Origin of the sequence: Paraburkholderia sp. MM5384-R2 (genome assembly GCF_014201025.1) — a bacterium.
Classification (GTDB): domain Bacteria; phylum Pseudomonadota; class Gammaproteobacteria; order Burkholderiales; family Burkholderiaceae; genus Paraburkholderia; species Paraburkholderia tuberum.
In genome coordinates this window covers 154,243-166,427 of sequence record NZ_JACHDI010000014.1, presented here as the reverse complement: position 1 = coordinate 166,427, position 12,185 = coordinate 154,243, and the positions used below count along the sequence as shown (strand labels likewise).

Below are 12,185 nucleotides of genomic sequence, written 5' to 3'. Positions count from 1 at the left end.
GCTTTCCGCCAACGCCGGCGCAAGCCCTCGTCCGCCATGACCCAGCCTGCTCAATCCATCACGCCAGTCCGTTCGGAGCCCGCCTATACCCGCGGCGCAGCGCTGCCCGCGCTGCTGAACTCGCGCATCCTGATTCTGGACGGCGCGATGGGCACGATGATCCAGCGCTACAAGCTCGACGAAGCCAGCTATCGCGGCGAGCGCTTCAAGGACTACGCGCGCGACATCAAGGGCAACAACGAACTGCTGTCGATCACCCAGCCGCAGATCATCGCCGAGATTCACGAGCAGTATCTCGCGGCGGGCGCGGACATCATCGAGACCAACACGTTCGGCGCGACCACGGTCGCGCAGGCCGACTACGGCCTGGAATCGCTCGCCGTCGAGATGAACATCGAATCGGCGAAGCTCGCGCGCGCCGCGTGCGACAAATACGCAACGCCGGACAAGCCGCGCTTCGTCGCCGGCGCGATCGGCCCGACGCCGAAAACCGCCAGCATTTCGCCGGACGTCAACGATCCGGGCGCGCGCAACGTGACCTTCGACGAACTGCGCGCCGCGTACTACGAGCAGGCGAAAGCGCTGCTCGACGGCGGCGCGGACCTGTTCCTCGTCGAAACGATCTTCGACACGCTCAATGCGAAGGCCGCACTGTTCGCGCTCGACGAGCTATTCGAAAACACCGGCGAGCGTCTGCCGATCATGATCTCGGGCACCGTCACCGACGCGTCGGGCCGCATTCTGTCGGGCCAGACCGTCGAGGCCTTCTGGAACTCGCTGCGTCACGCGAAGCCGCTCACGTTCGGCCTGAACTGCGCGCTCGGCGCGGCGCTGATGCGTCCGTACATCGCCGAGCTCGCGAAGCTGTGCGACACCTACGTGTCGTGCTATCCGAACGCCGGCCTGCCGAACCCGATGAGCGACACCGGCTTCGACGAATTGCCCGCGGATACCTCTGGCCTGCTGAAAGAATTCGCCGAAGCGGGGCTCGTGAACATCGCCGGCGGCTGCTGCGGCACGACGCCCGAGCACATCGCGGCGATCGCGAAGGCGCTCGCCGAGCTGAAGCCGCGCAAGTGGCCGAGCCAGTATCTCGACGCGGCCTGAGCCCGCCTGAAACACTTCGCCCCGACGCCCTGCACGTCCTTTAACGCACGCACCCGACTCGCACACACGCCATGACCGATCACACCATGCGCCTTGCCGGCCTCGAGCCGTTCAACGTCACGTCCGGGACGCTCTTCATCAACGTTGGCGAACGCACCAATGTGACCGGCTCGAAAGCGTTCGCGCGAATGATCCTGAACAATCAGTTCGACGAAGCATTGGCAGTCGCGCGCCACCAGGTCGAGAACGGCGCGCAGGTAATCGACATCAACATGGACGAGGCGATGCTCGATTCGAAAGCGGCAATGGTCCGCTTCATGAATCTGATCGCGTCGGAGCCGGACATCGCGCGCGTGCCGATCATGATCGACTCGTCGAAATGGGACGTGATCGAGGCGGGTCTCAAGTGCGTGCAGGGCAAGGCGATCGTCAACTCGATCTCGCTGAAGGAAGGCAAGGAAGCGTTCGTTCATCATGCGAAGCTGATTCGCCGCTATGGCGCGGCTGCGGTCGTGATGGCGTTCGACGAACAGGGCCAGGCCGATACGTTCCAGCGCAAGACCGGGATTTGCAAGCGCTCGTACGACGTGCTCGTCAACGAAGTCGGCTTTCCGCCCGAGGACATCATCTTCGATCCGAACATCTTTGCGATCGCGACCGGCATCGAGGAACACAACAACTATGCGGTCGACTTCATCGAGGCGACCCGCTGGATCAAGCAGAACCTGCCGTACGCGAAGGTGAGCGGCGGCGTGTCGAACGTGTCGTTCTCGTTCCGCGGCAACGATCCGGTGCGCGAGGCGATTCACACCGTGTTCCTCTATCACGCGATCCAGGCGGGGATGGACATGGGCATCGTCAACGCGGGCCAGCTCGGCGTGTATGCCGAACTCGATCCCGAACTGCGCGAGCTCGTCGAAGACGTCGTGCTGAATCGCCGTCAAGACGGCACCGACCGCCTGCTCGAAATCGCCGACAAGTTCAAAAGCGGCGCCGCGAAGAAGGAAGAGAACCTCGAGTGGCGCAAGCAGCCGGTCGAGAAGCGTCTCGCGCATGCGCTCGTGAGCGGCATCACCACGTTCATCGTCGAAGACACCGAGGAAGTGCGCGCGAAGATCGCCGCTGCAGGCGGCCGTCCGATCAACGTGATCGAAGGTCCGCTGATGGACGGCATGAACATCGTCGGCGACCTGTTCGGCCAGGGCAAGATGTTCCTGCCGCAGGTCGTGAAGTCGGCGCGCGTGATGAAGCAGGCGGTCGCGCATCTGATCCCGTTCATCGAGGAAGAAAAGCGCCGGCTCGCGGCGGCCGGCGGCGACGTGCGCGCCAAGGGCAAGATCGTCATCGCGACCGTGAAGGGCGACGTGCACGACATCGGCAAGAACATCGTGTCGGTCGTGCTCCAGTGCAACAACTTCGAAGTGGTCAACATGGGCGTGATGGTCCCGTGCAGCGAGATCCTCGCGAAGGCGAAGGTCGAGGGCGCGGACATCATCGGGCTGTCGGGCCTGATTACGCCGAGTCTCGAAGAAATGGCCTACGTCGCATCGGAAATGCAGCGCGACGACTACTTCCGCGTCAAGAAGATTCCGCTCCTGATCGGCGGCGCGACGACCTCGCGTGTGCACACGGCGGTGAAGATCTCTCCGCACTACGACGGGCCGGTGGTCTACGTCCCGGACGCGTCGCGCTCGGTATCGGTCGCCTCGAGCCTGCTGTCCGACGAGGGCGCCGCGAAGTACATCGACGAACTGAACGCCGACTACAACCGCATCCGCGATCAGCATGCGAACAAAAAGGCACAGCCGATGGTCACGATCGCGCAAGCGCGCGCCAACAAGACGAAGATCGACTGGGCAGGCTATCGGCCGGTCAGGCCGAAGTTCATCGGCCGGCGCGTGTTCAAGAACTTCGATCTGAACGAGCTCGCGAACTATATCGACTGGGGTCCGTTCTTCCAGACGTGGGATCTCGCCGGCCCATATCCGGCGATTCTCAATGACGAGATCGTCGGCGAATCGGCGCGGCGCGTGTTCTCCGACGGCAAGTCGATGCTCGCGCGCCTGATTCAGGGCCGCTGGCTGCAGGCCAACGGCGTGATCACGCTGTTGCCGGCCAACACGGTGAATGACGACGACATCGAAATCTACACGGACGAATCGCGCACCGAAGTCGCGCTGACGTGGCGCAATCTGCGTCAACAGAGCGTGCGGCCGGTGGTCGACGGGGTGATGCGACCGAACCGCTCGCTGGCCGACTTCATCGCGCCGAAGGACTCGGGCGTCGCCGACTACATCGGCATGTTCGCGGTGACGGCGGGTCTTGGCGTCGACGTGAAGGAGAAGCAGTTCGAGAAGGATCTCGACGACTACAGCGCGATCATGCTGAAGGCACTCGCGGACCGGCTCGCCGAAGCATTCGCCGAAGCGTTGCACGCGCGCGTGCGGCGCGACCTGTGGGGCTACGCGAACAGCGAAAACCTCTCCAACGACGAGCTGATCGCCGAAAAATACCGCGGCATCCGCCCGGCGCCAGGCTATCCGGCCTGCCCCGACCACCTCGTCAAGCGCGACATGTTCGACGTGCTGCAGGCGAACGAAATCAACATGAGCGTGACCGAATCGCTTGCGATGCTGCCGGCGGCGAGCGTGTCGGGCTTCTACCTCGCGCATCCGGACAGCACCTATTTCTCGGTCGGCAAGATCGGCGCGGACCAGCTCGACGACTACGCGCAGCGGATGTCGCTCACGAAAGCGGACGCCGAGCGCGCGTTGGCGCCGTTGCTTTGAGCGTGAAGCGATACGTGGCCGGGCCGTGCGGCCCGAGCCGCGCGTGCGCGACTATATCGAGTCCGAAAGACAGAATATTTGGCGCCACGGCAATTTCGGCTTTGTAGACTGAGTCGGCTTTCATCCCGTCAGGCACGAGCACAACGCGCCGGCTCACCGAAATTGCAACCGTCAACGGAGAAAAATCGTATGAAGAAGCTGACACTGTTATTGACCGCTGTTTCGCTGGCCGCGGGCGCTTCCGTGGCGCTCGCACAACCCGCCGCGCCGGGCGGATCGAGCGCGGTCAGCTCCTACTCGCCCCCCACCGAGGCGCATGTCAAAAAGGCGAAGAAGCAAAAGAAGAAGAAAGGCGCGGCAGCGTCGGCGGCCCCCGCGAGCCAGTGAGCGGCGAGGCCGACAAGCCCTCTGAAAGACAAAGAGCCCGCGTCAAGCGGGCTCCTTTCTTTGAGTGCGCCCCAAAAGCGCTTGTGAAGGCCTTCTGAGACCGGGCCGCGGCGCTCGGGACCCAGCAGAAATCAAAGCCCCCAGACGATATCCGCGTTTTCCTTCTGCGCCGCGCGCAGCATGTCGAGGAACGGATACGCGCGCTGCGCGAGACCGGGCGGAATCTCGTGACGATCGCGGCCGTCTTCGCCCTCGTGGAAATGGCCCTCGTGCTCGGCGCGCTCCTGCTTGTCGGAGGTGATCGCGGCTTCGAGCTTCTCGATGGCCGGGCCCAGTTCGTCGTGAGTAATGACGCCCCGCTGCCCAAGGCGTTTGCCGACAATGCCGACCAGATACTGCGCCAGATTCTCCAGCATCATCACGTCCGGGCAGGCGTGGCACTTGAAAGTAATCAGCATGACTGTTCCCTTTTTCGTTATGTCGGGTTAACGCATGAGCGTCCCAAGGGCGGCAACAGCGCGCGCCTGACGTGGCGCCGGCAAGGTGCGGCAGCCCCAGCCGCTCGTGGGCAACTCATTGAACATATTAGCACCTGCTAAAATCCGTCTGAACGGAAAAGCGCGCCGCCCAGCGCCACGTATGGCAAGGCTCGACGAGCATCGCGCACGTGGGCCAAGCGGGGGCGTCGAACCATCGGCCGCGATCCGCATGCCGCGCGAGCCTGCGTGCCGGCGGGCCGCCGAGCGGAGTCCACCGGGTTGCGCTGCTTGCGTCTCGTCGCATCGCCTGGAGGACAGTCTGCCATCGGCGCCGCAAAGCGCTGCCGCGTTCAACGCTTGCGACACCGGCCTCGGCCGGCGCCTCTTCCGCCTTACCGGATTGCCTCACTGGACTCGCAACAAGCATGCTGCCCGCACATAAACACACACTCGAAACACTGCTCGCCGAGACGGTGAAGCAGATCGTGACTGCCACCCAAGGCGCGACGGAAGCCGCCTTCGTCTCGCCCACCATCGCGCTGGAGCGCCCGAAAGTCGCCGCGCACGGCGACGTCGCGTGCAACGTCGCGATGCAGCTCGCCAAGCCGCTGCGCGCCAATCCGCGCCAGCTCGCGCAACAGATCGTCGATGCGCTGCGCGTCAATCCGCAGGCCAAAGGGCTGATCGACACCGCCGAAGTGGCGGGCCCCGGCTTCATCAACCTGCGGCTCACGGCCGCAGCCAAGCAAGGCGTGATCGCCGCCGTGTTCGCCGAGAAGGACGCGTACGGCCGCTCACGGCGCGACGCCGGCAAGCACGTGCTGATCGAGTTCGTGTCGGCCAACCCCACCGGCCCGCTGCACGTCGGCCACGGCCGCCAGGCCGCGCTCGGCGACGCGCTCGCGAACGTGCTCGCGTCGCAGGGTTGGGACGTGCACCGCGAGTTCTACTACAACGACGCCGGCGTGCAGATCCACACGCTCGCCCTGTCGACCCAGGCACGCGCACGCGGCCTCGCCCCCGGCGACGAACGCTGGCCCGCGTCGGCCTATAACGGCGAGTACATCGCCGACATCGCGAAAGACTATCTGAACGGCATCACGGTCGAGGCGAGCGACGGCGAGCCCGTCACCGGCGCGCGCGACGTCGAGGACCTCGAGGCGATCCGCCGCTTCGCGGTCACGTATCTGCGTCGCGAGCAGGACATGGACCTGCAGGCGTTCGGCGTGAAGTTCGACCAGTACTACCTGGAATCGTCGCTGTACACGGAAGGCCGCGTCGAGAAAACGGTCGACGCGCTGATCGCCGCGGGCAAGACCTACGAGCAGGAAGGTGCGCTGTGGCTGCGCACCACCGACGACGGCGACGACAAAGACCGCGTGATGCGCAAGACCGACGGCACCTACACGTACTTCGTGCCGGACGTCGCCTATCACGTCGCGAAGTGGGAGCGCGGCTTCACCAAGGTCATCAACGTGCAGGGCTCGGATCACCACGGCACGATCGCGCGCGTGCGCGCAGGTCTGCAGGGTCTCGGCATCGGCATTCCGAAGGGCTATCCCGACTACATCCTGCACAAGATGGTCACGGTCATGCGCAACGGCGAAGAGGTGAAGATCTCGAAGCGCGCGGGCAGCTACGTGACGGTGCGCGACCTGATCGAATGGTCGGGCGGCGCGACGCCGGGCTCGGAAGCGGCCGTCGATCTGATCGACGAGGAAACCATTCGCCGCGGCCGCGACGCGGTGCGCTTTTTCCTGATCTCGCGCAAGGCGGACACGGAGTTCGTGTTCGACATCGACCTCGCGCTGAAGCAGAACGACGAAAATCCGGTGCACTACGTGCAGTATGCGCACGCGCGCATCTGCTCGGTGATCGCCGAGTGCAACGCGCGCTACGGCCTCGACGAGAACGCGCTCGCGAGCGTGGATCTCGCGCCGCTGACAAGCGAGCGCTCGATGGCGCTGCTCAACAAGCTCGCCGAATTCCCTGACATGCTGCAGCACGCCGCCGACGAACTCGCGCCGCACGCGGTCGCCTTCTACCTGCGCGAACTCGCCGGCGAATTTCACTCGTTCTACAATGACCGTGCCGAGCGCGTGCTGGTCGACGATGCGGCCGAACGCAACGCTCGCGTCGCGCTGCTCGCGGCCACGCGCCAGGTGCTGGCCAACGGTCTCGCGACGATCGGCGTCTCCGCTCCCGTCAAGATGTAACTCCTCCAGCGTAATATGCGCGCGGCCGTCGTTATAATCGGCGGCCGTTCCTGGATTCTTTTTGCAGGTGATTCGTACGATGGCAAAACCACGCCGCACAACAAAGCAATCGAAGCAAACCGGGGGCACTTTTCTCGGCATCGTGCTGGGCCTGATCGTCGGCCTGGCGATCGCGGTAGTGGTGGCGCTGTATATCACCCGTGCACCTACGCCGTTCGTGTCGAAGGTCGCGCCGCCAGCGGCGACCGACAACGGTGCGAGCCAGCCGCAATACGATCCGAACCGTCCGCTGCAAGGCAAGACGCCGGGCCAGCCGGTGCCGCAGGCCGCGCAACCGGCTCCGCCGAACACCGCGCCGGGCCAGACCAACGCCCAGACCCAGTCGGGCATGCTCGAAGAACCGCAGATCGTCGAAGTGCCGCCGTCGGGCGGCAACGCGAATAACAACGGCACGGCGGTCGCGCCAAATCCCGCGCAGGAGAACGGCACCGGCGGCATCGTCGCGCCGGCGCCGGCGAAGAAGCCGCAGACCTCGAGCGCGCCGGCCGCCACCGCGGCAGGCTCCGCGCCTAAGAGCGCGACCACGGCCGCCAACGCCAAGCCGGGCCCGGCCGCCGCGCCGGCGCCGGGCGAGGCGAACACCGGCTATTTCCTGCAGGTCGGCGCGTACAAGACCGCCGCCGATGCCGAACAGCAGCGCGCGCGCCTCGCGTTCCAGGGCTTCGAATCGAAGGTCACGCAGCGCGATGCCGGCGGCGTCACGTACTACCGCGTGCGCATCGGGCCGTTCTCGAAGTTCGAGGACATGAATTCGAGCCGTCAGCGTCTGTCGGACGCGGGTGTCGATACCGCGGTGATCCGCTTCACCAAACAATAAATAAACGGTAATGCCGGCCCGTACGGCGCGTCGAACTATCGGCGCGGCGCGCGAGTCACAAGCACGATGGCCGCTTCGACCTGTATTGTGGCGGACGGCCACACCGAATCCGACCAGCGGCGACGGGCCCTTAGCATGGCGTCGCCGCGCTACCGCCTTATCTGGGTCTACACAACATGAAAAAGCTGCTGAGCATCCTGTTTCTTTCGCTAGGCCTGATCGCGGCCAGCGCGCATGCGTCGCCGGCCGCGCCGGTTGCCGGCAAGGACTACACCGTGCTGGCCTCGCCGCAACCGACCGACGTGCCGGCCGGCAAGATCGAAGTGATCGAATTCTTCTGGTACGGCTGCCCGCATTGCAATGAATTCGACCCGTTCCTCGAAGCCTGGGTCAAGAAGCAGGGCCCGGACGTCGTATTCCGCCGCGTGCCGGTCGCCTTCCGCGACGACTTCATCCCGCACTCGAAGATGTACCACGCGCTCGACGCGCTCGGCGTCGCGAACGAACTGACGCCGAAGGTGTTCAACGAAATCCATGTCAACAAGAACTATCTGCTGACGCCGGAAGACCAGACCAAATTCCTCGCGAAGCTCGGCGTCGATCCGAAGAAGTACATGGAAGCGTACAACTCGTTCTCGACGCAAAGCGCGCTGCAAAAGGACAAGAAGCTGCTCGACGACTACAAGATCGACGGCGTGCCGACGCTCGCCGTGCAGGGCAAGTATGAAACCGGCCCGGCCGCGACCGGCACCCTGCCGGGCACGATCCAGGTGCTCGACTACCTCGTCTCGCAAGTCCGCGCCAAGAAGATGTAATCACGAGGCGCCGGTATGAGCTCTCCGCTGAAGGTTTTCATTACCGGCGCTTCGAGCGGCATCGGCCTCGCGCTCGCCGGCGAATACGCACGGCGCGGCGCGATTCTCGGCCTCGTCGCCCGCCGCGGTGACGCGCTCGCCGCGTTCCAGCGGTCCCATCCCCAGAACACCGTCTCGATCTATGCAGTCGACGTGCGCGACGCGGAAGCGCTCGCCGATGCGGCCGCGCGCTTCATCGCCGCGCACGGCCTGCCGGACGTCGTGATCGCCAACGCCGGCATCAGCCGCGGCGCGCTGACGGGTCACGGCGATCTGCGCACGTTCCGCGAGGTGATGGACATCAATTACTTCGGCATGGTCGCGACGTTCGAGCCGTTTGCCGCCGCGATGGCCGCATCGAAGCGCGGCACGCTGGTCGGCATTGCGAGCGTCGCGGGCGTGCGCGGCTTGCCCGGTTCGGGCGCGTACAGCGCGTCGAAATCGGCGGCCCTGAAGTATCTCGAGGCGTTGCGCGTCGAGATGCGGCCGTTCGGCGTCGGGGTCGTCACGATCGCGCCCGGCTATATCCGCACGCCGATGACCGAGCACAATCCGTACAACATGCCGTTCCTGATGGACCCCGACCGTTTCGCGGCGAAGGTCGCGCGGGCAGTCGAACGGCAGACGTCGTTCGGGGTGTTTCCGTGGCAGATGCGCGTGGCCGCGATGCTGCTGCATGTGCTGCCGCGCTGGCTCTACGACCGCGTGTTCGAACGCGCGCCGCGCAAGCCGCGCGCCACCACCGAGTAAGCCATGCAATCCCGTGCGGTCGATGCGGCCGGCGTCGCGCACGAATCCGCGGGCACCGACGCGCGCATCGTGTCGCTGGTGCCGAGCCTCACCGAAACGCTTTTCGCGCTCGGCCTCGAACGGCAGATCGTCGGGCGCACCGGCTTTTGCTTGCATCCGCGCGACAAGGTCCGGGCGGTGCCGAAGGTCGGCGGCACGAAGGCCGTCAAACTGGACGCGATCCGCGCGCTGCGCCCCACCCATCTGATCGTCAATGTCGACGAGAACGAACGCGACACCGTCGAGCAACTGCGCGCGTTCGTGCCGCACATCGTCGTCACCCATCCGCAGACGCCGCACGACAACCTCGCGCTGTTCGCGCTGCTCGGCGCGATCTTCGGGCGTAAAGAAGAAGCGCGGCGCTTGAGCAACTCGCTCGAAGCGCGTCTGCGCGAAGCCGGCGCTCACGCCTTCGCCGCGCAGAACGTGCTGTACCTGATCTGGCGCGAACCGTGGATGAGCGTCGCACGCGACACCTACATCGCCGCGATGCTGCGCCTCGTGAACTGGCATACGCTGCCCGACGTGCGCGGCGGCAGCGCGGGCGCCGCGCGTTACCCCACGCTCGACTTCGACGACGCGCCGTGGCTCGCGCAGGTCGAGCGCGTGCTGCTGTCGAGCGAGCCGTACCGCTTCACGACCGCGCATCGCGATGCGCTCGCGCGCGATCCGCGTCTCACCGGCAAGCGCATCGATCTGATCGATGGGGAAATGACGTCGTGGTACGGCGTGCGCGCAATAAGTGGCATCGGCTACCTGCTGCGTCAGGCCGCCGCAGCCTGAGGCGGCAGCATGGCCGCGCCGCCCCCATATGGATATGTCGATTAAATTGTTGTCGCCAAAATGGCCCTTCGATAAGCTTTCGCGAAGGCGCGCCGCCGGCCAGGCCTCGAAGGCCGGCCCCCAGGCCTCAGGCCGGGATCGCCCGACCTGTACGACGGCGCCGGGAACGTATCACAATCGTGGCGACGCGCGCGCCGGGACCGCTGACCGGCCCGCTCACGCATCGCCGCCATAAACACAACCAGACGCACTGCCTGACTGCGCTCGTTACCGGAGATCCTATGCGCTTCAAACTGCTCGCAGCCGCCATCCTGCTCACTGCGCCCGCGCTCGTGCTCGCCAAACCGTTGACCGTCTGTACCGAATCGAGCCCCGACGGCTTCGACGTCGTGCAGTTCAATTCGCTCGTCACGACGAATGCATCGGCCGACGTGATCTTCAACTCGCTGGTGTCGTTCGACGAAGCCGCGAAGAAGGTCGTGCCCGCGCTTGCCGACAAGTGGGAAGTGAGCCCCGACGGCCTGACGTACACGTTCCACCTGCGCCCCAACGTGCAGTTCCAAACCACCGACTACTTCAAGCCCACCCGCGCGCTCAATGCCGACGACGTGATCTTCACGTTCGACCGCATGCTCAACGACAGCAATCCGTGGCACAAGGTGGCGGGCGCGAGCGGCTTCCCGCATGCGCAATCGATGGGGCTGCCGAAGCTGATCAAGTCGATTACCAAGGTCGACGACAACACGGTCAAGTTCGAGCTGAACGAGCCGAACGCGACGTTCCTGTCGATCCTGACGATGGGCTTCGCCTCGATCTATTCGGCCGAGTACGCGGACCAGTTGCTGAAGGCCGGCCGGCAGATCGATCTGAATGCGAAGCCGATCGGCACCGGGCCGTTCGTGCTGAAGAGCTACACGAAAGACGCGGTGATCCGCTACGACGCGAACCCGACCTACTGGGGACCGAAGCCGAAGATCGAGCGCCTGATCTACGCGATCACGCCGGACGCGACCGTGCGCGCGCAGAAGGTGAAGGCTGGCGAATGCCAGATCGCGCTGTCGCCGAAGCCGCAGGATCTCGCCGACGCGAAGAACGACAAGTCGCTCGCGATCGTGCAGACGCCCGCGTTCATGACGGCCTTCGTCGCGCTGAACACGCAGCAGAAGCCACTTGAAAACCAGAAGGTGCGCGCCGCGCTGAACATGGCGTTCGACCGCACGACATATCTGAAGACCGTGTTCGACAACACCGCGACGCCGGCCGTGAACCCGTTTCCGCCGAATACGTGGAGCTACAACCACTCGATCAAGGGCTGGCCGTACGACCCGGCGAAGGCGAAGAAGCTGCTCGCCGACGCGGGCTATCCGAACGGTTTTGAAACGACGATCTGGGTGCGTCCGAATGGCAGCGTGCTCAATCCCAATCCGAAGGCCGGTGCCGAACTCCTGCAGGCCGACTTCGCGAAGATCGGCGTGAAAGCGGAAGTCAAGGTGATCGAATGGGGCGAGCTGATCAAGCAGGCGAAGCAGGGTCAGCATGACACGCTGTTCATGGGCTGGGCCGGTGACAACGGCGATCCGGACAATTATCTGTCGCCGCTCTTCAGTTGCAACGCGGTGAAGTCGGGCATCAACTTCGCGCGCTTCTGCGATCAGGACCTCGACAAGCTGATCGCCGACGGCAGAGCGACGTCCGATATCGCCAAGCGCACGAAAGCGTATGAAGCCGCGCAGCAGATCATCCACGACGAAGCGCTGTGGATTCCGCTCGGCTATCCGACCGCTGCCGCGATCACGCGCACGAACGTGAGCGGGTATCACGTGAGTCCGTTTGGTCGGCAGAATTTTGGGGCGGTGGTGGTGCAGTGATTTTGCGCCGCGGTTAGCGCAGGCGGCCCTGCAAGA

Annotated in this window: 9 protein-coding genes and 1 pseudogene; 9 read left to right on the top strand and 1 reads right to left on the bottom strand. The window is 65.0% G+C overall.

Annotated features, from left to right (window positions below; genetic code table 11):
- The first annotated feature begins 36 nt into the window (after positions 1–36).
- The 3 genes and pseudogenes from HDG37_RS22200 (at position 37) to HDG37_RS22190 (ending at position 4,283) form a co-directional block, all read left to right on the top strand.
- On the top strand, positions 37–1,107 hold the full coding sequence (locus tag HDG37_RS22200) for a homocysteine S-methyltransferase family protein (RefSeq protein ID WP_184051331.1): 1,071 nt from the start codon (positions 37–39) through the stop codon (positions 1,105–1,107).
- A gap of 59 nt (positions 1,108–1,166) precedes the next feature.
- Positions 1,167–3,896 (top strand): annotated as a pseudogene (gene metH / locus HDG37_RS22195) (methionine synthase); the annotation flags it as partial.
- 189 nt (positions 3,897–4,085) lie between these two features.
- A complete protein-coding gene (locus HDG37_RS22190) occupies positions 4,086–4,283 on the top strand; it encodes an acid-shock protein (protein WP_184051327.1) in 198 nt (65 codons plus the stop codon).
- Between the two features lie 131 nt (positions 4,284–4,414).
- On the opposite strand, the gene HDG37_RS22185 is transcribed toward HDG37_RS22190, so the two are convergent.
- On the bottom strand, positions 4,415–4,741 hold the full coding sequence (locus tag HDG37_RS22185) for a DUF1840 domain-containing protein (RefSeq protein WP_018419249.1): 327 nt from the start codon (positions 4,739–4,741) through the stop codon (positions 4,415–4,417).
- Positions 4,742–5,187: 446 nt separating this feature from the next.
- On the opposite strand from HDG37_RS22185, the gene argS reads away from it, so the two are divergent.
- The 6 genes from argS to HDG37_RS22155 all read left to right on the top strand — a co-directional run bounded on the left by argS (position 5,188) and on the right by HDG37_RS22155 (position 12,149).
- Complete coding sequence (gene argS / locus HDG37_RS22180; protein WP_184051325.1) at positions 5,188–6,978, top strand: arginine--tRNA ligase; 1,791 nt, start codon at positions 5,188–5,190, stop codon at positions 6,976–6,978.
- Between the two features lie 79 nt (positions 6,979–7,057).
- The gene (locus tag HDG37_RS22175; protein ID WP_184051323.1) at positions 7,058–7,855 is read left to right on the top strand and encodes an SPOR domain-containing protein; all 798 of its coding nucleotides are present in this window, start codon (positions 7,058–7,060) and stop codon (positions 7,853–7,855) included.
- Positions 7,856–8,031: 176 nt separating this feature from the next.
- Entirely contained in the window at positions 8,032–8,670 is a 639-nt protein-coding gene (locus HDG37_RS22170) for a thiol:disulfide interchange protein DsbA/DsbL (RefSeq protein ID WP_184051321.1), read from the top strand.
- A gap of 15 nt (positions 8,671–8,685) precedes the next feature.
- On the top strand, positions 8,686–9,459 hold the full coding sequence (locus HDG37_RS22165; protein WP_184051319.1) for an SDR family oxidoreductase: 774 nt from the start codon (positions 8,686–8,688) through the stop codon (positions 9,457–9,459).
- Between the two features lie 3 nt (positions 9,460–9,462).
- Positions 9,463–10,281, top strand: a complete 819-nt coding sequence (locus HDG37_RS22160) for a helical backbone metal receptor (RefSeq protein WP_184051317.1) — start codon at positions 9,463–9,465, stop codon at positions 10,279–10,281.
- A 281-nt stretch (positions 10,282–10,562) separates the two neighbouring features.
- On the top strand, positions 10,563–12,149 hold the full coding sequence (locus HDG37_RS22155; RefSeq protein ID WP_184051315.1) for an ABC transporter substrate-binding protein: 1,587 nt from the start codon (positions 10,563–10,565) through the stop codon (positions 12,147–12,149).
- Positions 12,150–12,185: the final 36 nt, after the last annotated feature.